At 69.1% G+C, this 20,753-nt stretch carries 17 protein-coding genes and 4 pseudogenes; 10 read left to right on the top strand and 11 right to left on the bottom strand.

What is annotated here, in order from left to right; all coding sequences use genetic code 11:
- Positions 1 to 94: 94 nt before the first annotated feature.
- A complete protein-coding gene (locus OGH68_RS03700) occupies positions 95 to 1,039 on the top strand; it encodes an alpha/beta hydrolase (protein ID WP_264241864.1) in 945 nt (314 codons plus the stop codon).
- Positions 1,040 to 1,199: 160 nt separating this feature from the next.
- On the opposite strand, the gene OGH68_RS03695 is transcribed toward OGH68_RS03700, so the two are convergent.
- Positions 1,200 to 2,288: a hypothetical protein gene (locus OGH68_RS03695; protein WP_264241863.1), complete on the bottom strand. Its 1,089-nt coding sequence runs from the start codon at positions 2,286 to 2,288 to the stop codon at positions 1,200 to 1,202.
- Positions 2,289 to 2,329: 41 nt separating this feature from the next.
- On the opposite strand from OGH68_RS03695, the gene OGH68_RS03690 reads away from it, so the two are divergent.
- From OGH68_RS03690 to OGH68_RS03675, 4 genes and pseudogenes are all read left to right on the top strand, one after another.
- A complete protein-coding gene (locus tag OGH68_RS03690) occupies positions 2,330 to 2,752 on the top strand; it encodes a hypothetical protein (RefSeq protein ID WP_264241862.1) in 423 nt (140 codons plus the stop codon).
- A gap of 534 nt (positions 2,753 to 3,286) precedes the next feature.
- A complete protein-coding gene (locus OGH68_RS03685; RefSeq protein WP_264241861.1) occupies positions 3,287 to 3,460 on the top strand; it encodes a hypothetical protein in 174 nt (57 codons plus the stop codon).
- Positions 3,461 to 3,807: 347 nt separating this feature from the next.
- A pseudogene (locus OGH68_RS03680) lies at positions 3,808 to 4,079 on the top strand (DNA cytosine methyltransferase); the annotation flags it as partial.
- 523 nt (positions 4,080 to 4,602) lie between these two features.
- On the top strand, positions 4,603 to 4,893 hold the full coding sequence (locus OGH68_RS03675; protein WP_264241860.1) for a hypothetical protein: 291 nt from the start codon (positions 4,603 to 4,605) through the stop codon (positions 4,891 to 4,893).
- 123 nt (positions 4,894 to 5,016) lie between these two features.
- On the opposite strand, the pseudogene OGH68_RS03670 reads toward OGH68_RS03675, so the two are convergent.
- The 4 genes and pseudogenes from OGH68_RS03670 to OGH68_RS03655 all read right to left on the bottom strand — a co-directional run.
- Positions 5,017 to 5,156, bottom strand: a pseudogene (locus OGH68_RS03670) (IS5/IS1182 family transposase); the annotation flags it as partial.
- Between the two features lie 65 nt (positions 5,157 to 5,221).
- Positions 5,222 to 5,881 (bottom strand): NADPH-dependent FMN reductase, encoded by a 660-nt coding sequence (locus OGH68_RS03665; RefSeq protein ID WP_264241859.1) that lies wholly within the window; start codon positions 5,879 to 5,881, stop codon positions 5,222 to 5,224.
- 297 nt (positions 5,882 to 6,178) lie between these two features.
- Positions 6,179 to 6,700 (bottom strand): DUF2785 domain-containing protein, encoded by a 522-nt coding sequence (locus OGH68_RS03660; protein WP_264241858.1) that lies wholly within the window; start codon positions 6,698 to 6,700, stop codon positions 6,179 to 6,181.
- Positions 6,693 to 6,995: a hypothetical protein gene (locus OGH68_RS03655; RefSeq protein WP_264241857.1), complete on the bottom strand. Its 303-nt coding sequence runs from the start codon at positions 6,993 to 6,995 to the stop codon at positions 6,693 to 6,695. The genes OGH68_RS03660 and OGH68_RS03655 overlap by 8 nt, the downstream gene beginning before the upstream one ends.
- A gap of 517 nt (positions 6,996 to 7,512) precedes the next feature.
- On the opposite strand from OGH68_RS03655, the gene OGH68_RS03650 reads away from it, so the two are divergent.
- A complete protein-coding gene (locus tag OGH68_RS03650) occupies positions 7,513 to 8,856 on the top strand; it encodes an endonuclease VII domain-containing protein (RefSeq protein WP_264241856.1) in 1,344 nt (447 codons plus the stop codon).
- A 218-nt stretch (positions 8,857 to 9,074) separates the two neighbouring features.
- Here OGH68_RS03650 and OGH68_RS03645 read toward each other — a convergent pair whose 3' ends face one another.
- The 3 genes and pseudogenes from OGH68_RS03645 to OGH68_RS03630 form a co-directional block, all read right to left on the bottom strand.
- Complete coding sequence (locus OGH68_RS03645) at positions 9,075 to 9,509, bottom strand: VOC family protein (protein WP_264241855.1); 435 nt, start codon at positions 9,507 to 9,509, stop codon at positions 9,075 to 9,077.
- A gap of 611 nt (positions 9,510 to 10,120) precedes the next feature.
- Positions 10,121 to 10,405 (bottom strand): transposase, encoded by a 285-nt coding sequence (locus OGH68_RS03635; RefSeq protein ID WP_264250453.1) that lies wholly within the window; start codon positions 10,403 to 10,405, stop codon positions 10,121 to 10,123.
- 34 nt (positions 10,406 to 10,439) lie between these two features.
- Positions 10,440 to 10,901, bottom strand: a pseudogene (locus tag OGH68_RS03630) (transposase); the annotation flags it as partial.
- A gap of 491 nt (positions 10,902 to 11,392) precedes the next feature.
- Here OGH68_RS03630 and OGH68_RS03625 point away from each other — a divergent pair.
- The gene (locus tag OGH68_RS03625) at positions 11,393 to 11,584 is read left to right on the top strand and encodes a hypothetical protein (protein WP_264241854.1); all 192 of its coding nucleotides are present in this window, start codon (positions 11,393 to 11,395) and stop codon (positions 11,582 to 11,584) included.
- On the opposite strand, the pseudogene OGH68_RS03620 reads toward OGH68_RS03625, so the two are convergent.
- Both OGH68_RS03620 and OGH68_RS03615 read right to left on the bottom strand, forming a co-directional pair.
- Positions 11,563 to 11,931 (bottom strand): annotated as a pseudogene (locus OGH68_RS03620) (transposase); the annotation flags it as partial. The gene OGH68_RS03625 and the pseudogene OGH68_RS03620 sit on opposite strands and share 22 nt — an antisense overlap.
- 361 nt (positions 11,932 to 12,292) lie before the next feature.
- Positions 12,293 to 12,781, bottom strand: a complete 489-nt coding sequence (locus OGH68_RS03615; protein WP_264241853.1) for a hypothetical protein — start codon at positions 12,779 to 12,781, stop codon at positions 12,293 to 12,295.
- 887 nt (positions 12,782 to 13,668) lie between these two features.
- Here OGH68_RS03615 and OGH68_RS03610 point away from each other — a divergent pair.
- The 3 genes from OGH68_RS03610 to xdhC are packed head-to-tail and all read left to right on the top strand — an operon-like array spanning position 13,669 to position 18,366.
- Positions 13,669 to 15,153 (top strand): xanthine dehydrogenase small subunit, encoded by a 1,485-nt coding sequence (locus OGH68_RS03610; protein ID WP_264241852.1) that lies wholly within the window; start codon positions 13,669 to 13,671, stop codon positions 15,151 to 15,153.
- Positions 15,150 to 17,555, top strand: a complete 2,406-nt coding sequence (gene xdhB / locus OGH68_RS03605) for a xanthine dehydrogenase molybdopterin binding subunit (RefSeq protein WP_264241851.1) — start codon at positions 15,150 to 15,152, stop codon at positions 17,553 to 17,555. Before OGH68_RS03610 ends, xdhB begins: the two co-directional genes overlap by 4 nt.
- Before the next feature lies 1 nt (position 17,556).
- The gene (xdhC, locus tag OGH68_RS03600) at positions 17,557 to 18,366 is read left to right on the top strand and encodes a xanthine dehydrogenase accessory protein XdhC (protein ID WP_264249889.1); all 810 of its coding nucleotides are present in this window, start codon (positions 17,557 to 17,559) and stop codon (positions 18,364 to 18,366) included.
- Positions 18,367 to 18,437: 71 nt separating this feature from the next.
- Here xdhC and katG read toward each other — a convergent pair whose 3' ends face one another.
- A complete protein-coding gene (gene katG, locus OGH68_RS03595; protein WP_264241850.1) occupies positions 18,438 to 20,627 on the bottom strand; it encodes a catalase/peroxidase HPI in 2,190 nt (729 codons plus the stop codon).
- Positions 20,628 to 20,753: the final 126 nt, after the last annotated feature.

The raw sequence follows: 20,753 nt of genomic DNA, 5'->3' as shown, positions 1-20,753 counted from the left end.
CGCCTGGACAGACCTTCCCGGCCAGCGTGCTTCGCGTGCGGGTGCAGGAGTGCAGCTTGCGCGCCGCCACCCCGAGTTTTGAGGACTGCCTGCCATGGTTGATGTCCCCGCCGTGCAGCCCACTGCCGCGAGCCCGGCGACTGCGCTGGAGGCCTATGACCGGCGGAGCTCACCCGGCGTCCGACCGGTCACCGTCGATGCGGGCGGCATCGTCTTGTCCGGCCTGCTGAGCGAGCCCCCACAGAGGCCTCCGCGCGCGGTCATCATTGCCCTGCACGGTGGCGGTATGAACGCGGGCTATTTCGACGGTCAAGCGCACCCGGACGTGTCGTTGCTGACTCTTGGTGCGCGCCTGGGGTACACGGTGCTGGCTCTGGACCGGCCCGGCTACGGGGCCTCGGCCGCCCGTCTGCCCGCAGGCCAACGCCTGACCGCCCAAGCGGCCACCGTGCGGTGCGCCGTCGAGGCGTTCACGGCACGCCACGCACCCGGTGCCGGCACGTTCCTCTTGGCGCATTCCTTCGGGGCCAAGGTGGCCTTCGCGGTCGTGGCCGACTGGGACACGCCGAACCTGCTGGGCATGGACGTCTCCGGATGCGGGCGCCGACTGGCCGTCAACACCAGTTTCGCCGGGTGTGACCGTGGCGGCAGCCTGCGGCGGCTGAACTGGGGACCACTGAACCTGTATCCGCCGCACACCTTCTGGGCGACCCAGCAGGTCGTCGCGCCTATGCCCGCACGCGAGGTGAACACCGTCGCCAGCTGGACACGCCTGTCGGCGGCCATCCTGCCGCGCATCCGCGTCCCCGTCCGGCTCACCTTCGCCGAACACGAGGCCTGGTGGCACCACGGCGATGAAGACATCACCGACCTGACCGCGCAGCTGTCCGCCGCACCACGGACCGTCATCGACCGTCTGCCGCAAGCCGGCCACAACATCAGCCTCGGCTGGACCGCCCGTGCCTACCACCTGAAAGCCCTGGCCTTCGTCGAAGAGTGCCTCGCCAACGCGCGGCACGCAGCACCCCGGGACCTGTGACCCGGCCACCGCAGTGCCCTCACGGGCAGATACGCAGCCGCAGGCGCTGCCTGCCTCCGCGTCACGCGGCCGGTGGCTTTGTTCATGAGAACAGACAGCAGATGTTCACCACTTCGGGAGGCACCGCTGTCCGGCGCTGTTCGATCGGTACTGGCCCCTGTCAGAGGAGGCCGGTGCGCATATGCCGCGTGAGGCTCTCGGTGATCTCGCGTAGCCACGGGGTGCGGACGGCCGGTAGTCGGGCGAGGGTCCGTTGGAAGACTTCCCAGTCGTACCGGAACACGTCATGGACGTTTGGCGTAGGCGGTTCGTCGCGAAGGACGCCGTCGGGTACTGGACCCGTTGCAGGGACGGGTAGCTGAGGCTCGGGGAAGACCAGCCGGTGCCACACCCCGAACGGCAATGGGACCAAGTACGCCGGGGTGGCAGGGGTCCATGCCTTCCCGGTCTGCCGGTGAGACGGCACGAGGAGGATGTCGGCGTGAGCGTTGCGGGCCAGATGTCCCGGTCCGGCCAGGACGGCGCGCCGCGGCGGCCGGCCAGTTGGCAGCAGGGTGTTGAGGGCGCGTTGGAACATCTTTGCGGTCAGGCCGTCCGGAACGGCTACCGCCCGGCCTTCCGAGGCCACCAGGAGGTGGGCGAGCGCCTGCCCGGCTGCCGCCACCCACTGTGGGCTCCAGTGCCACCGGTTGCTCGCCCTGAACGGCTCTCCCCACTGGGCGATCGGCTCGGACGGGGGCACGCCAGCTTCCTCCGCGAGCAGGTCCGCCCAGGACAACAGCCCGGCGTCGGCGCCTTCGACGGGAAGACGGCGCACAGCATCCGGGGCGAGCCACACGGCCTGCCAGAGCGAGCAGTCGTCGATCCTGCTCGCGACGGGAAGACCGCATGCCGCGCAGGCCATGTTCGGGCCGTCACTCGCGTCGAAGCCGCAGCAGGCGGCGCCGCGCTTCTCCGGGATCAGCACAGTGCCACGGGTGTCCCCCGGCGAGATGACGACCGCGCCGGCCGTGCCTTCGGACAGGGCGGGGACCGGCGCGTAGATGCCGCGGGCGGCCGCCTCGTTCGGATTGATCTCCTCCCACCTTCGCCACGGTGGTCCCCAGGGCTCCGGTTCCACGGCGAACGTCCCCGATTCCATGAGCTGAAGCCCGTTCCCGTACTTCTGACGAGCGTGGACCGGCAGGGCGACCTGGGACAACGGGGCGGTCAGCTCGGCGTCACACCGCACACACACGAAAACGAACAAACGTCCTCCGCTCGGGAAACAGGGGGCATCGTCGCAGCTCCGTGGCAGACCGGCCAACGTGTCTTCAGATCGCTGGGAAGGACGCCGAGGAAGTCGCCCTCGACCAGGCGCGCGGCCTGGCCCGCACGATTGCCGACACCCTCCCCGCGATGTACCCGAGCGCCGCCTACCTGGTGATGGAGCGCGACGAGGACGACCGCGATGTCTTGTGGCTCCACAGCATCCGGGACATCACCGGCCACATCCTGTGCGACTTCGAACCAGGCTCGTCTGCACTTCCCGACCTCACTGACACCGAGCTGCGACAGGCGTGGGGCGAACTGGACCCGCACCGCCCCAGTGATCTGCTGCACCTGGTCCGCCGACCGGAAGACGTTGGAGGCTGCTTCGACTTCCTGCCGGACTCGGCCGAGCGCGAGGACGACCCGGGCGACTCAGGCCCGAGCCTGCTCTGCCTGCTCTGAGCGACCAGGCCGAGCCCGGTTTTTGGGGGTGGGGCGGTGCGGTGATGCTGCGCCCCTACAGCGCCCCCAGGCCGCTCACCGGCCCCGTTACCCCGCGACTGACCGCCCGGCACCCGGCGGGAACGCCGGGCGGCCGCCGGCGCAGTGTCGCCGGCGTCGACGCACTCCACGCAGAAAGGCACCGCGATGTCTCAGGTACCGAATCCCGACCACTGGTTCGGCGGCGCACCAGCCGTGCGCGTCGCGGACCTGAAGGTCGGCGACCAGACGCCGAGGCGGGGGCGCCGGACGACGGCGTAGCCGGTCGGCCGGCACAAGGGCGGGTGGACAGCATCCAGTGGTGCTCCCCGGCGCTCGATGCGGCCTCCCAGGCCCGGCACCTGCGACTCGTCCAGAACTGACCCAACCTCCGGGGCGCAGTCGACCCGCTGCGCCCCGCCCCGGCGGCGCGGGAGGCACCCCCGCCGCGCCGAGATTGCGCCGCCGAGAAGGCGCACTGGTGACAGGTCGATCGATGGTCTGCATCATGAGGGCATGTCACCTGTGAGTGTTCATGTGAAGCCGAAGACAGGCAAAGAGATCACGCTCGATGACCTTCGGGAGCTTGTGGACAAGACCAAGGGCCTGGACGGGAAGTCGCCGATCCTGGCGACGATCAACAATCGGCAGGCGAAGATCAGTCTGATCGACATAGATGCCACTGCCTGACTGCCTCTCAATGCACAGTAGGGCCCCGAGTCGTCTGGTTCGGGCCATTGTGCGTTCAAGGCACGCCACCCACTCGTGATCGTGCCGGTGCGTCGGCAGCAGCGTCGGCGCTGACGGGTGCCCGACCGGTGCGTTCTACGGCTCTGCGTAAGGGCCGGGTCCACGCCGTGACCATGTCCGTCGCCGGGCGTGCCCGAGATGGCGTAGCAGCCCTGCCGTGTCGCAGCCTTGGCCGGCTCGCAACAGTGGCCAGGAAGCGGCCCTCGACGTCATCGCGCTCCTGTTGCTGACGCCGGCCGCCTCGGCGGCGCGGTCGTGGCACTGAGCACCGTGACGGCACGTCCCGGGTCCTGGGCTGCCGCCTGTTCGAAATCGGCCGGATCGGCTCCGAGCCTGCCGAGCAGCCTCACCACGTCAAGCACCGGGGCCCGTGCGCGGCTGGCGGCACGGCGTTTACCGTGACGGCCCGTACATCGCCGCCTACGGCAAGGGTGGTGGCAAGGGCACGGTCGCCGAGATGCAGGCCGCCATGGACATCACGTGGACCGACGCCCACGAGGAACCGACCGAAGCCATCCCGCCCGCCTACACCGAGTACATCGGCCGCCAGTTCATCACCACCGGTTGGGGCGCCGCCCACCTGCCGAACGCGGAAGACCGCCTCGCCGCCCTGGCCCGCCCGTCTCTCAGCCTCGCGAGCCAAGCGCCCCCGCCGCGGTGGGCGGACCGCTCACCGCGGCACGTCGGGCGGCAGCGACAGCTGCCCAGAGCCCTGGTCCGCGCACCTGCACGGCGCCGCCGGGCGACTACATCGCCACGGTCTTCGACGGATCGCCCACGCCGCTGGACGCCGCCGCCGACGCGGCCCCGTGCGCCCGCCGCGTCACCGCGTGGCTCCCCGGGCTACCTCGGCCACTTCCCGCCGCGCCCGAAGCGCTTCTGCGCCTCGAACCGACCCCACTACCCCAGCCAGGCAGTAGTGGCAGCCGCCCGGCACCGAGAACACCACCCCACACCGTGAGGACACCCATGGACATCACCACTCGCCTGCAGCTCCTGGAAGCCGTCCGGCGCGCGCCGTCGAGGCCGACGCCGCGTACACCGCCGCCACCCGCGCATGCGCCCGGGCCATCCAGGCAGCCGTGGACGCGCTCACTGGCATCGGCCGCTGCCAGCAGCAGCTGGCCACCGCCTGCGGCCGCGCCCAGACCCGGACCGCCGCCAACGCACTGGAAGCGGCGCGGCAGGCCCACCTCGACCGCAGCCGCCGCAAGCAGAACGCCAAGGCCAAGTTGCGCCGCGCTTGCACCGCGGCCCGTACCGCCAACCGCGAGCTGGCCGCTCTGTACGCCCCGCACGCCGGCGGCCGCGCCGTGAAGTCGCCGGGCTTGGCCGGTGATGACGCTCAGGCGTTCCGAGTCCTCCAGGCCTGACGGCCATCCGGACCTGTCGTGATTCCTGCGCACGGTGGCGCTGGCGGGCTCGTACGTCTCGTCGCCGTCGAGGTCGACGTCGGCCTGCGAACGCATGTTGGGTGGTGGACCGTTGAGATGGCGGCTGCCGCCGCAGACGGTGGCCAACCCGGTCGGACGGTTGCGGAAAGACGGCACGGATTCCACGCCGGCGGAGGCTCCCGGATCGCGCCGGACGAATACGCGCGGTCTGCCATGACAGCATCCGGTCGGGTCCTCGGTCTTGCCGGCTCGCTTCCGCCGGACAGTCACATCCGATCAACTTACCAGCCGATCAGAGGGGCACGCTTCAGTCCTCCGCCCGTTGGGTGACGGGTGCCTCCGTGCGGTCTCCTGGGAACTCGTACCACCGGCGCTGCAGGCAGACGTAACGAACATCGGCTTCGACCAGACGGAGGAAGGCCGCGACGGTGGCGGCAAGGCGCTCCTGCAGGCCCGAGTCGGTGAGCATGCCGTCCTCGGTGAAGCCCTGGTGAGCCTTGGCAAGGCTGAACATGTCCGGATAGACGCGGGTGCCGAGGTGTTCCAGGGGAACCCTCAGTGCCCATAGCCCGCGGTTGCCGCCGACCATGGACGGGGATGCGGAGACGAGCAGCGCGTGCTTGGTCTTGAACGGCTGGGGTTGGACGCGGGAGACCCAGTCGATTGTGTTCTTCAGGACCCCGGGCATGGAGGCGTTGTACTCCGGCGAGGAGATCACGAAAGCGTCGCATTGCTCGAGCCGGTCGTGCAGCGCGAGAGCGCCCTCCGGCAGCCCCTGGGAAGCCTCTAGATCGCCGTCGTACGGGGGCATGTCGAAGTCGCGCATGGTGGCGAGGTCAGCGGTGACGCCGGTGTCGGCGATCATGCGGGCCACGAGTGAGGCGAGGCGGGCGTTGGTGGACTCAGCCCGCAGGGCGGCGCCGAAGACGAGCACGCGCAGGGGGCCGGGGTGGGCGTCCGTGAGCATGGACGATGTCCTTCCGGCGTGACGGTTCGCCCAGCGAGGGCGCTGCGGACCAGTGTGGTCCGCACAGGGCTGCCTCGCGACAGGGACGGGCCTTCCGGGGCGTCACACTTGGAGCCCGGGGCCAGCCGTCACGCACTCGCACGGTGTCGTTTTCAGAGCTCCACCGTGTCGCAGGAGGGATTCTCCACGACACACGCGTGTCGCCGCTCGTCGTCCGGTCAACATGTCGCACGGCCCACCGGAACCTGCCGCGTCGCGCAGTGCAGGCTGACCTTGGCCGGCGTGGGGGCCGGCGGCTCAGGCGTGCTGGAACACTGGGGCCATCACCTCGGCCAGACGCCGCTTGAGAGCGTCGCGGTGCGGGAGCACCACCGGTGCTGCGTCGCGTGACCGCCGTACGCCGAGGTCGGCCACGAGATACAGCGTGCGCAACGTGCGCAGGCAGTTGGCGGCGTACGCGGGCAGCGGGCCGGAGGGGAGGCCTTCGAAGTCGTTCTCGACGGTGTCCAGCCAGGCGAGGGCCTGGTGCTCGTCGACTTCGGGGCGGGTCAGGACGAGCGCCATCGCCTGCGCAAGGCGGTCGTCCTCCTGTTGGGCGAAGACGTAGTCGTTCCGGGTCAGAAGGCGTTCCGTTGCCAGGGAGATCATGTCCGTGGGTCGAACGGCCGCGTGGGTGCCGAAGCTGCCCAGCAGGTCGGCGCCGTGAGCGACGGCGTGCAGCCAGCCCAGCACCGGATCGTGACCGCGCAGGTCCTGCTCGGCCGGAAACCAGCGGGAGAAGGCGGCCAGCCTCGCCCGCCGAGCGGACGTCTCACGCACCTTCCTCTACGACAACGCCGAGGCCAGAGCCGCGGTGGCCGCAGCGACGGCTCAGGCTGGTGAACGCCAATGCCGCATGCCCGCTGAGCAGGACGATGAGCGCGAGGCGACCTGGCGCGAACGAGCGCTGAACGCCGAGGCCACCCTCAAGGCCGCCCACACCGAAATCCTCGCTCAACGCATCCAGATCGGCGAACTCTTCGGCCAGATACGTGACTTGGAAGCCTAACGGACCCAGGAAGCCGTCCAGCGGATCACCACCCTCAAGCAGCGAGTCCGCCAGCTCACTCGGCAACCGCACCCTCGACGAACGACTCAAGGCTGCCCGCTCCAACCTCCGCTTCCAGGACCGCCGCATGGCCGACCTCGAAGCGCAGATCACCAACCACTTACAGGGAGTCCAGCAGTGACGTCCACAGTTCCGACAAACCGCGGCTGACGGCACGACTCGTCCGGAGAGTGCGGCCGCCTACGGCGGTCGCACTCCCGAACTGCAGGTTCCGCGATTCCGTGAGCACCAGTTCCTGGGAAAACGGGTGAATCCGGCCCCGGTGAACATCAGCTGTCCTGGAAGATTTTGAGTACTCAGGTGCCTTTGGCCCCGATATCGACTCTGTTGCTCAATTCGTCTGGGCTAGGGGACCGCTGATGCGCGAGGGCGACTTGCCCGGTTTTTGACGTTCTGGTGCTGAGGCTACGCGCACGGGAGGTGCTGATGAACCAGAGGCTCAGGAATACGGAGTTGCGGGCCGCGGCCGGCTGACCGAGGCGCATGGAGACCGTTGCCCCGTTGGCGCCGTTAGCCTGTCGGTATGCCAGACCGTGTCATGCCCGGCCGCACGGACGGCCTGATCACCCTGGGTGCCGCGGACGCTCTGTGGGTCGATCTGACGGCCGGCAGCGCTGTGCCGACGGCTTCCGGGGCATTCACCCGCTCTCCTGCCCGTGCCCGGGTGGGGCACGTCCTGCTCGGCGGCCATGTGGTGGCGACGGCGCGGGCGAGCGGCGGTCAGTGGAGCGTTCGGGAGGGTGAGGTGCGCCGGGCAGCGGCGGAACTGAACGCGGTTGGGATGGATCGGCAGGACCTGGTCCGCATCGGTCCGTTTCGTGGGGCACCGAGGCGGGAGTGCAACGAGGGAACGCTGCTGCGTTGGCGCCAGCGCATCACGGGGGAACTGCAGGAGCCGGGCGGCCCCGAGCGGGCAGCACGACGTGAAGCCGGCCGGCCGTACCATCTGGCGGGCATCGACTGGCGACAGATACTCGTGGAACAGACCCGCGACGGGACGCAGCGCACGTGGTGGCTGCCGCGCGCTGTGGTCAGGCTGCTGGACGCGGCCGAGCACGCCGAAACGCAGTGGGTGCAAGCCGCGCGGACCCCCCAGGCAAGCGCGGCCGTCACCGAGCCGTCCTCCCACCCCCGGCAGATCCGAGACGCCGGCGGTCGGCAGACGACGAGCCCCGAGGGCCCCACCGCCTCTCTGTGCCCGTACAACAAAGAGCTGGAAGGTCAGCTGTACTCGGTGCTCAGCAGGAAGCCCGGTACCGCTCGCAGGGTGGCTGGGTGGGCGTGCGCCGTCTGCCGCACCGCGCCCGCCACCGTGCTCGACCACTGCCACGAACACGGTTACGTCCGCGCCCCCGTCTGCCAGTCCTGCAACACACTGGAACGCCCCGACCACCTGTACAGCAACGACATCCGAGTGGCGAACCGCTACACACGCCTCTTCCACACCGACACCGACGACTGGCTCCGCCACTGGCACCGCTGCCCCGGCTGCCGCGCACGCACCACCCTGCCCCTGCCTCACCTCGCCGCATGGACCGCCCACATAGCCTGCCGATCACTGCGCCCGACCCACCGAGCCTCCCGCGGGCGCAAGCCCTGCGGTGTCCTGCGCGTGTCCTGGACGGGCAGTCAGAACGCGCCCCGTTCCTGCCTGCTCACTGTCGCCGTCGACTTCTGCCCCTCCGGCGAGCACCGCGTCCTGGCGCGAGTCGCCTACCGCGAAGCCGCCGAGCGGTTTCGTGTCTGGTTGGCCGAGACGGCCCCTACCGTGGCCGCCGCGGCCGGTCCTGACCGCCTGGACGGCCTCCCTGCCCAGCCCCGGCCAGTCGTCGTGGACACCAGCGGCGGGGACCTGGAACTGTTTTGAGTGGGCACCGGGAGACGTGACGCCCTACCGTCACCTCGCAGCTGCCGGCCCCCGACGCGGTCACCCCGCACGCCCCAGCGAAATGCACAGCGGAGTCGACGTCGCTCACTCTGAGTGAAGTTCCATCGTCACCATGTGTCGACGAAATTGTTGGCGGTGACAGCAGCGCTCCGCCAGCCAGGGCAGAGGTTGGGGAGCGTCTTCGACCTCGGACAACCTCAGGCCGAGGCTGCGGCGACGCAGAACTCGTTGCCCTCCGGGTCGGCCATCACAACGTGGTGCCCGTCGAACTCCTGCAGGACGACCCCGCCCACCCTCACCAGCCGCTCAGACTCCGCCTTGATCCGCGCCCACCGCTCATCGGGACTGCCGTGTCCCGGCACCCGAACGTCAATATGAAGCCGGTTCTTCGCCGCCTTCGGTTCGGAGACCTTGAGGATGGAGAGGCGGGGGCCGACGCCGTCGGGATCGCAGAGCCACGCGCCGTCGTCCTCGGAGTCGTCCTCCGGCAGGTCAAACTGCGCGAGCCACTCCTCGCGCGTTGTGAAGGGAGCAGGCGGCGGCTCGTCGATATAGCCCAGCGCCGTCTTCCAGAAAACGGCAAGGAGCTGTGCGTTCGCGCAATCGAGGGTCAGATCAATTTTGGCTGCCATGACAGGACCGTACTGCGCACTTGCAGGTAGTGGGCGCAGGGCTCGTGTGACTGAGACGCCATCCGCTTTCTGAACGTGATCGTTAGTTCGGGTGGGTGTGTATGAACTCCGGTCGGCAGCGGGAGAGATGGGCGTGGTTGGTCCGCTCGTCTGGCTCGTGGAGGTGGCTGGTGGCGTCGGTGCTCGGTTTGCTGGAGGCTCGCGAGAAGAAGGTCCGGGAAGAGATCGCGCGGTTGCGGGAGGAGGCGGAGCGGGTGCAGGCCGCACTCGGCGAGGCAGAACGCGTGCTGCAGCGGCTGGTGGATGCCCGTGCAACGGTGGCCGAGGTGCTGGCCGAGCCGCCTTCTGCGGTCGCGAAGCCGCAGCGGGGTTCGTTGGTCGGCTCGGTGGTGCCGCACCGGACCGACAGCATGACGGCGTCGGTGCCGGCGCCGGACTACCAGCGGATCGTGTCGGTGCTGGAGTCGGAAGCGGGCCGGGAGGGCATGCGCTGTCAGCAGCTGGCCGGGGCTCTGGGGCTTCAGGTGGTCCCGGCGAAGGTCGAGGGGTGCGGTCGAAGGCGAAACGCCTGGTGGAGCGGGGGTGGGCTCGGCAGGTGCGGCCGGGGGTGTTCACCGCGCTCGTGGTGCCGGCCGGCTGAAGGCACTGGGGCGGCGTCCAGCGAGGCGGCCGCTCATGAGCATGGTCATGGACCACAGCACCATGGCTTCGTGCATGGCGGGCAGAGTCTCGTAGTCGCGCACCAGGCGGCGCGAGCGCATCAGCCAGCTGAGCGTTGTTTCCACCACCCACCTGCGCGGCAGCACCACGAAGCCCGTGGTGTCGTCGGTTCGTCTGACGATCTCCAGGGTGAGGTGGAGGTTCTCGGCCGGCCCAGTCGACCAGCCGCCCGGCATAGCCGCCGTCCGCCCACACCAGGCGGATGGAGAAGTACATCTTGCGCAGTTGCTCGAGCAGCGGGACGGCGGCGTCGCGGTCCTGCACGCTCGCCGCGGTCACCGCAACGGCCAGGACCAGGCCGAGGCAGTCCACCACCAGGTGCCGCTTGCGGCCGCCCACCTTCTTCCCGCCGTCCCAGCCCGACGTGGAGCGCGGGATGTTCGCCGCTGCCCGCAGTGACTGCGAGTCCACGATCGCGGCCGTCGGGTCCGCCTCGCGGCCCTCCTTGTCCCGCACGCGGTCGCGCAGCCGGTCGTGGAGTTCGGCGAGCAGACCCGTCACCTGCCAGCGGCGGGCGAAAGCGTGCACACGCCGGTACGGCGGGAAATCCGCAGGCAGATTGACCCATTTGACGCCGTTGTCGACCACGTAGCGGACTGCGTCCAGCATCATGCGGTGGCAGTAGCTCTCCGGCCGGCCGCCTCGTCCTTCAAGCCACGCGGGCACCGGCATCACCGCCCGGATGACCTGCCATTCCGCGTCTGTCATATCCGAGCCGTAACACCGCACGCGCTCCGGCCCGTCCGCCGCGTTGCCGAACCTGTGCGCGAGGCAGTCACACGACAGGGACGACGAGTTGGACTCCACACATGTGAGCGCGAAAGACTGCGGCAACAGGGCCTCCTGGCGATCGGTTTGGTTCGCACCCCCGAACTACCAAGAGGCCCTGCTGTCATGCGTCAGCCCTCGCGCGATCACCCGAACAGGAAGCCTGTTCGACCAGACGAGCCCCGTCATCGATAAGCGGATGGCGTCTGACCGAGTCCGGGCATCTCCACGGTCAGGTCCGCCTGCCGACGGGCCAACAGGTCGTCTGCGGTTGTATAGCGATCCGGGGCGGTGATGAAAGCAGCGACTGGCTGGACTTTTATGTCCCCGTCGGTGCGCTGGGTCAGGCGGGCCTGGCCTACTGGGACGGACGGCCGTTCTTCAGGTCCGCCGTGATGGACGACTGGCTGGCTGCCATAGGGGTCGAAACCTTCAAGAGCGCCTCTTTCAGCCTGGGGGTTATCGGTTTCGAGGTTTCTGGTTGCACCGACGCATCGACACTGGCGGGGAAGCTGCCGCAGACGCGGGACATCGGATACCTGCTTCTACAAGGCGACGCCCTGCACTATGGCGCCGCCAACACCTGAGCCTTGCCGTCCCGGGCGGGCATGAGCCTGCGGTAGCAGATGAGGGTGCAGGCGATGCTGGCGAAGGCGAGGAAATGGTCGTCGTTGCGCTCGTAGCGTCGGTGGAGGCTGCGGCAGCCGGCGAGCCAGGACATGGTGCGCTCGATGGTCCCTCGGTGACGGCCAAGCCGCTGCGAGGACTCGATCCCTTTGCGGGCGATGCGGTGGGCAATGCCGCGCTCGCGCAGCCATTGCCTCAGGTGGGAGTAGTCGTAGCCTTTGTCGCTGTGGAGCTTGCCCGGCTTGCGCCGACGGGGCCCGCGGCGGGAGCGGATCGGCGGTATGCCCTTCACCAATGAGTGGAGCGCGGCGTCGATCGCGGCCTGGGTGTCGTCTGCGACCTGTACGACGAGCGCTCCACCGCAGACTGGCGGTGCGAGCCGCAACGACGCCCTATGTGCCGCGAGGCTCCGAGGCGGCTGGCGCACCGTAGACAAGGCCGCCGCTGGGCTCACGGCCCACAGGCAGCAGCTTCTCGACGATGCCACTGCAACGTCTCCCCGCGGACGTGGCACCGCTGGGAAGGCGACCGCCCTCCTGGCCGGCCGGCGGAGGGACCGCAATCGTCCTGCATGATGCGCTTGGCCGCCGGCCCAACTCGCCGCCGTCGGCGTCGGTCAGCTTCCCCGGGCCGATGCCGCCGAGAAGACCGTCGGCGATAACCTGCGGCTACCCGGACGAAGAAACTACGTTTATTGTGTAGTCGATCCTGAACCGACATTCGTGATCGCCGAGAAAGGCGTTGTGGGGGCAGGAGATCGCCTGAAAACCCTCTAGCTCGGCGAAGCGCACCTTGCGCTTGAAGCAGCCGAAATATACGCGGTTGTGGAGCGTGCCGCTGACCACTATGTCCTGTGTCAGATCAGGGTCGAATATCAGCATTTGATTGAGGTGTCCTACGCTCTCTTCTCCGAAGTGGGAAACGGTAAGTCGCTTCGTGACACCAAATGTGAGACTTTCGCCCGGCGCAAGGCCCTGTACCCCACTTGAGTGCATTGGCTGTCCGTCGTCTCTGAAGTAGAGATTCTCGGTCTCGAATATTTGCTCATCGTCCACCGCGCGGACCGTGCGGGCATTGATGACGCCCTTCGGTGACACGCGGGTCGTGCCTGTGTTGGTCATGGCCGCCAATGTAACGTCAATTACCTTCTTGGCCATGGCCTTCCTCCAGCCATCCAGCAGGGCTTCCGCACGGCCGGACGTCGATGTGGTGAGTTCCTGGATTCGCCTTTTTCTCCATGCTCCGCCTGGCGTTCTGCGCCTGCAACAGGAGATATGGTGCACGCTCGGCGGTCCTTGTCGGGACGTCGCTTGCTGGCTTTGGGCCGGGCGACCGCGCGAGGCGTCGATGGCGCGCACCTGTGGCGGCCGGAGGCTTCAGTGTCCGCGCCGAATCGCATGCAGCCTGCTTGCCGCTGCCCTGACGGCCCGCCTGCCCAGCGGCCCGGTATCCGACGTGGTTCGGCTTCGCCGACGATCGGTTCCTGTACACCCGGCTGCGGTCGTCGCAGCCGGCCGTGAGGAGTACGAGGCCGCGATCCGGCCGGCCGGGCTGGCGGCCCGACTGAAGACGCTGCGGGGGATCAACGTGCAGTGAGGCGCACCCGTTCACCGGTACGCCCAGGTCCGCCGATCCCGCCGGACTGGGCGCCCCGTTTCCACAGCGACCAGCCGGGGCCCAGGACGCCGCACATCGGGGCTTGACCGATGGGACCGTGGCAACGTAATTTCGAGCGCACCGACTCGTGAGCTGTTGGAGGGAGGCGAAGTCGGATGTCGACCTTCTCCGATCTGCATCGCCTCGCCCACCAGGCTGCCTGGGTTCCGGGTCGTGTAGCACACGGCTGCTGACCAGCCCCTTTTCCCGGCGTGCCCCTTGTTCTGCGGCCCCGGCATCTTTTGATTTCTGTCACCCGTCTGCGACGGCACGTCTTTGCGTGCTGATCTGCGCACCGGGTTCTTGAGCTGCGCCACCGAATACAGAAGGCTCCTGAAATGGCGACTAGGGTAATCAGATCGACCGCGCTCCGAAACGAGGACGTGCCATGGTAGCGGCGCGGATCACGGTCAACGGCAAAGAAGCACCGATTTCACCGGCTGCGCCCCACACCACGGTGCTGGATTTCCTGCGCGACCGCGGCCTCACCGGCACCAAGGAGGGCTGCGCCGAGGGTGAATGCGGCGCCTGTTCGGTCCTGGTGGCCCGGCCCGGGACGAACAAGCCCACCGACTGGGTGGCGGTCAACGCCTGCCTGGTGCCGGTCGCGGCGCTCGACGGTCAGGAGATCGTCACCTCCGAGGGTCTCGCCACCGCCGGTGAAGCCGGCACGCCGCCCACGCTGCACCCGGTGCAGGAGGAGATGGCGGTCCGTGGCGGCTCCCAGTGCGGTTACTGCACACCGGGATTCGTGTGCAGCATGGCCGCCGAGTACTACCGGCCCGACCGCTGTGCGCACGCGGAGGCGGACGGGGACACGGATGCGGAGGCCGACGGTACCGACCCCGAGCACGGTCCGAACGGTTTCGATCTGCACGCGCTGAGCGGAAACCTTTGCCGCTGCACCGGTTACCGCCCGATTCGTGATGCCGCGTTCGCCGTCGGCGCGCCCGCCGAGGAGGACCCCCTGGCGCAGCGTCGCGAACAGTCCCCGCCGGAGCCGGTCGCCACCGAATACGCCCGGGACGGCAGTGCGTTCCTGCGGCCGGGAACCCTGGCCGAAGCGCTGCAGGTACTGCGCGAGCGGCCCGAAGCGGTGGTGGTCGCCGGCAGCACCGACTGGGGTGTGGAAGTGAACATCCGTTCACGCCGGGCGAGTTGCGTGGTCGCCATCGACCGGCTGGCCGAAATGCGGGAGCTGCGCGTCGAGTCGGGCCACATCGAGATCGGGGCGGCGCTGACGCTCACCGAGATCGAGCGCAGGCTCGACGGTGAAGTTCCGCTCCTTGCGGAGCTGTTCCCGCAGTTCGCGTCCCGGCTCATCCGCAACAGTGCGACCATCGGCGGCAACCTCGGTACCGGCTCGCCGATCGGTGACAGCCCTCCGGTGCTGCTCGCGCTGGAGGCGTCGGTGGTGCTCGCCGACGCCGACGGTGAGCGCGTGGTCCCGCTGGCGGAGTACTTCACGGGCTACCGGCAGAGCGTCCGTCGCCCCGGTGAGCTGATCCGCGCGGTGAGCATTCCGCTGCCGCTGTCGCCGGTCACGGGCTTCCACAAGATCGCCAAGCGGCGCTTCGACGACATCTCCAGCGTGGCGGTCGCGTTCGCGCTCGACATCGAGGACGGCGTCGTCCGCAAGGCACGCATCGGCCTCGGCGGCGTGGCCGCCACCCCGATCCGCGCGCTCGCCACCGAGGCGGCCCTTCAGGGCAGGCCGTGGTCGGCGGAGACCGTCGAGGCCGCGGCCCGGGTGATGCGGGGCGAGGGCACGCCGATGGGCGATCACCGCGCCAGCTCCCTCTACCGTTCCGCGATGCTCGGCCAGAGCCTGCGGAAGCTGCACGCACAGACCACCGAGGCGGTGTCGTCATGAGTCATTTGTCCGAGCGTCCCGAAAAGCCTGTCGTCGGCGTGTCGATGCCGCACGAGAGTGCCGTGCAACACGTCACCGGTACCGCGCTCTACACCGACGACCTGGTCCAGCGCACCAAGGACGTGCTGCACGCCTACCCGGTCCAGGCCATGTTGGCCCACGGCCGGATCACCGCGCTGCGCACGGAGCCCGCGCTCGCCGTGCCCGGTGTGGTCCGCGTGCTGACCGGTGCCGACGTGCCCGGCGTCAACGACGCCGGCATGAAGCACGACGAGCCGCTGTTCCCCGACGAGGTCATGTTCCACGGCCACGCGGTCGCCTGGGTGCTCGGTGAGACCCTGGAGGCTGCCCGGCTCGGTGCGGCGGCCGTCGAGGTGGAACTCGACGAACAGCCTGCCTTGGTCACGCTGCAGGACGCGATCGCGGCGGGCAGCTACCACGGCGCCCAGCCCCTGATGGAGACCGGCGACATCGCCGCCGGATTCGCCGACTCCGCGCACGTGTTCACCGGTGAGTTCCAGTTCGCCGGTCAGGAACACTTCTATCTCGAGACGCATGCGGCGCTGGCCCAGGTGGACGAGAACGGGCAGGTGTTCATCCAGAGCAGCACCCAGCACCCGTCGGAGACCCAGGAAATCGTCTCGCACGTGCTCGGCGTGCCCGCCCACGAGGTGACGGTGCAGTGCCTGCGGATGGGCGGCGGCTTCGGCGGCAAGGAGATGCAGCCGCACGGCTTCGCGGCCGTCGCCGCGCTCGGCGCCAAGCTGACCGGCCGTCCGGTCCGGTTCCGGCTCAACCGGACTCAGGACCTGACCATGTCCGGCAAGCGGCACGGGTTCCACGCCACCTGGAAGATCGGCTTCGACGCGGACGGCCGCATCCAGGCCCTCGACGCCACCCTGGTCGCGGACGGCGGCTGGAGCCTGGACCTGTCCGAGCCGGTCCTTGCCCGCGCGCTGTGCCACATCGACAACACGTACTGGATTCCCAACGCGCGCGTCGCCGGTCGCATCGCCAGGACCAACACGGTCTCCAACACCGCCTTCCGCGGCTTCGGCGGACCGCAGGGCATGCTGGTGATCGAGGACATCCTGGGCCGCTGCGCACCGCGGCTCGGCCTGGACCCCATGGAGCTGCGCGAGCGCAACTTCTACCAGCCGGGCCAGGGCCAGACGACGCCGTACGGACAGCCGGTCACGCAGGCCGAACGGATCTCCACCGTCTGGCAGCGGGTGCAGGACGACGCCGGCATCGCCGACCGCAGGCGCGAGATCGCGGCTTTCAACGCCGCGCACCCGGACACCAAGCGGGCGCTTGCGGTCACGGGCATCAAGTTCGGCATCTCGTTCAACCTCACCGCCTTCAACCAGGGCGGCGCGCTGGTGCTGATCTACAAGGACGGCTCGGTCCTGATCAACCACGGCGGCACCGAGATGGGCCAGGGCCTGCACACCAAGATGATGCAGGTGGCCGCGACCACGCTGGGCATCCCGCTGCACAAGGTCCGGCTTGCTCCCACGCGTACCGACAAGGTGCCCAACACCTCGGCCACCGCCGCCAGTTCCGGGGCGGACCTCAACGGCGGGGCGATCAAGAACGCCTGTGAGCAGTTGCGCGAGCGGCTGCTGCAGGTGGCCGCCTCCCAGCTGGGCGGCAACGCCTCGGACGTGCGCATCGTCGAGGGCGTCGCACGCGTTCTCGGCAGCGACAAGGAGCTGGCCTGGGACGACCTGGTGCGCACCGCGTACTTCCAGCGGGTTCAGTTGTCCGCGGCCGGCTTCTACCGGACCGAGGGGCTGCACTGGGACGCGAAGGCGTTCCGGGGCTCGCCGTTCAAGTACTTCGCCCTGGGCGCCGCCGCGACCGAGGTCGAGGTGGACGGCTTCACCGGCGCGTACCGCATCCGGCGCGTGGACATCGTGCACGATGTCGGCGACAGCCTGTCTCCGCTGATCGACATCGGTCAGGTCGAGGGTGGCTTCGTGCAGGGCGCGGGCTGGCTGACGCTGGAGGACCTGCGCTGGGACACCGGCGACGGGCCCAACCGCGGCCGGCTGCTCACCCAGGCGGCGAGCACCTACAAGCTGCCGAGCTTCTCGGAGATGCCCGAGGAGTTCAACGTCACGCTCCTGGAGAACGCCACCGAAGAGGGCGCGGTGTACGGGTCCAAGGCGGTGGGTGAGCCTCCGCTGATGCTGGCGTTCTCGGTGCGCGAGGCGTTGCGGCAGGCCGCCGCGGCATTCGGGCCCGCCGGGGTCAGCGTGGAACTCGCCTCCCCCGCGACACCGGAGGCGGTGTACTGGGCGATCGAAGCAGCCCGCGGCGGCGACGCGCAGCTGGGCGACCACGCTCGCAACGGCAGCGAGATCCGTGCCGGCGCGAGCGCTCTGAGCAATGCCTGACATGACCTGGGTGGCCGCGGTCGCGCGGTTGCGGGCCCGCCGGGAACCCGGCGTGCTCGTGACCGTCGCGACCGTGCGCGGCCACGCGCCCCGCCGGGCCGGTGCCAAACTCGTTGTGGGACGGACCGAGACCTGGGGTTCGATCGGCGGCGGCAACATCGAGGCCGTGGCCATCGACCGGGCCCGTGAGCTGATCGGCACACCCGATCCGGAGCCGGAGCTGATGGAGTTCGCCCTCAACGACAAGGTCACCGGCCCGCACGGCGTGCAGTGCTGCGGCGGAGCCGTCACCGCACTGCTCGAACCGCTGCCGGTGGTCCCGGCGGTGGCGGTCTTCGGCGTCGGGCACGTCGGGCTGGAGCTGGCACGCATCATGGCCCGCCACGACCTCGATCTGCACCTGACGGACACCCGCGCCGACATGCTCACCGACGAGCGGCTCGACGTGCTCGCGGATGCGGTGGCGCAGATTCACGTGCACCACACACCGCTGCTCCCGGAGGAGGTGCTCGCGGAACTGGCACCCGGTACCCATGTCCTGATCATGACTCATGATCATGCCGAGGACGCCGCACTGTGCGACGCGGCCTTGCGCACCAGCGGTCTCGGCTCCATCGGACTGATCGGGTCGGCTGCCAAATGGGCGCGCTTCCGGAAACGCCTGGCAACCGAAGGCGGCCACGACGATGCCACCATCGACCGGATCAAGACCCCGATCGGAATCACCGGGATCACCGGTAAGGAACCCGCCACGATCGCGGTGAGCGTCGCGGCAGACCTGCTCCGGACCTTCGAACAGGACCGCCACTGAGCAGTGCGGCGAACCGGCCGGTCCATGAGGGTGTCCCGGTCGGCCGGTGAGCGGCCGACCGGGACATGGGCTCAGGAGAGGTCGAACCGGTCGAGGGTCATCACCTTGTCCCACGCCGCCACGAAGTCCCGCATGAACTTCTCTCCCGCGTCCTGCGCCGCGTAGACCTCACAGACGGCCCGGAGCTGGGAGTGCGCACCGAAGATGAGGTCGACGGCGGTGGCCGTCCACTTGACCTCGCCCGTGGTCCGGTCCCGGCCTTCGTACACGTTCTCGGCCGACGTCGACGCCTTCCACTCCGTGCCCATGTCGAGCAGGTTGACGAAGAAGTCGTTGGTCAGGGTCTCCGGCCGGTGGGTGAAGACACCGTGCGGGGACCCCTTGAAGCCGGTGTTCAGGGCCCGCATGCCGCCGACCAGCACCGTCATCTCCGGAGCCGTCAGCGTCAACATGTTGGCGCGGTCCAGCAGGAGGGTCTCCGGCGACAGCTTCTCTCCCGCGCGGAGGTAGTTGCGGAACCCGTCCGCCTTGGGTTCGAGCACGGCGAACGACTCCACGTCGGTCTGTTCCTGCGAGGCGTCCGTGCGCCCCGGTGCGAACGGGACGGTGATGTCGTACCCCGCGTTCTTCGCTGCCTGCTCGACGGCAGCGCACCCGCCCAGGACGATCAGGTCGGCGAGCGAAACCTTCACAGCGCCGGCCTGTGACCGGTTGAAGTCCTGCCGGATCTGCTCGAGGGTCCGCACCACCTCGGCCACCTCGGGGACGTCATTGGCCTCCCAGTCCTTCTGCGGCGCGAGGCGGATCCGCGCCCCGTTCGCCCCGCCGCGCTTGTCGGTGCCACGGAAGCCGGCAGCCGACGCCCAGGCGGTGGACGCCAGCTGGGAGACGGACAGTCCCGAGGAGAGGATCCTCTCCTTGAGGGCGGCGATGTCCTCGTCCCCGACCAGTTCGTGATCGACCTCGGGAACAGGGTCCTGCCACAGCTGCGGCTCGGGAATCCACGGGCCGAGGTAGCGCGAGGCGGGTCCCATGTCGCGGTGCAACAGCTTGTACCACGCCTTGGCGAACGCCACCGCGAGCTTGTCCGGGTTCTCGTGGAAGCTCCTCGTGATGGGCCCGTAGACCGGATCCACCTTCAGGGCGAGGTCCGTCGTCAGCATCATGGGAGCGTGCCTCTTCGACGGATCGTGTGCGTCGGGCACCGTGTCCTTGGCCGACGGATCCGTGGGAGTCCACTGCTTCGCACCGGCGGGGCTCGTCGTCAGCTCCCACTCGTACCCGTACAAGTTGTCCAGATAGCCGTTGTCCCACTTCGTCGGCTCGGACGTCCACGCGCCCTCGAGCCCACTGGTGAGCGCGTCGGCCCCCTTGCCGCTGCCGTACGTGTTCCTCCAGCCGATGCCCTGCTGCTCGATGGGGCAGGCCTCGGGTTCGGGGCCGATGTACTGGGGATCGACCGCACCGTGGCACTTGCCGAACGTGTGGCCGCCGACGATGAGCGCGACCGTCTCCTCGTCGTTCATCGCCATCCGCCCGAAGGTCTCGCGAATGTCCCTGGCGGCAGCCATCGGATCGGGATTGCCGTTGGGCCCCTCGGGATTGACGTAGATCAGTCCCATCTGTACGGCACCGAAAGGACTGGCGAGTTCCCTTTCGCCGCTGTAGCGCTCATCTCCGAGCCATGTGTCCTCTGGCCCCCAGAAGATTTCCTCGGGTTCCCAGATGTCCTCTCGCCCGAAGCCGAATCCGAACGTCTTGAACCCCATCGATTCCATGGCGCAGTTCCCGGCGAAAACCAGAAGATCGGCCCAGGAGATTTTCCGTCCGTACTTCTGTTTGACCGGCCAGAGCAAACGGCGCGCCTTGTCGAGGCTCGCGTTGTCCGGCCAGCTGTTGAGGGGGGCGAAGCGCTGAGCGCCGGCGCCGCCACCGCCCCGGCCGTCGGCGATGCGGTACGTTCCAGCGGCGTGCCAGCTCATCCGGATGAACAGCGGCCCGTAGTGGCCGTAGTCGGCAGGCCACCAGTCCTGCGACGTCGTCATCACCTCGAAGACGTCCTGCTTCAGGGCGTCGACGTCGAGGTTCGCGAACTCTTCCGCGTAGTCGAAGTCCTCGCCCATCGGATTGGCCCGGGGCGAGTGCTGGTGGAGAACCTGAAGATCGAGCTGGTTCGGCCACCAGTCGCGGTTCGTCCTGGGCCGAGTCGGCGTGGGAGTCGGGGAGGAGATTGCCGGGTTCTCGCTTTCGCTGCCGGACACGTCCGTCCTTCTTTCTGTCTCGGTGCTTCCTTCTGCTGGCTGCTGCTCTCGGCGCCCGCCGACTGGAAACGCCTGCCGGGCCCGCGGCAGTCAACCGGGGGCAGCGCCCGGCGAGAACCTTGTCCA

It is taken from the genome of Streptomyces peucetius (assembly GCF_025854275.1).
Classification (GTDB): domain Bacteria; phylum Actinomycetota; class Actinomycetes; order Streptomycetales; family Streptomycetaceae; genus Streptomyces; species Streptomyces peucetius_A.
The sequence above is the reverse complement of the archived record's forward strand: the minus strand, read 5'-3'. Positions and strand labels throughout refer to the sequence as shown.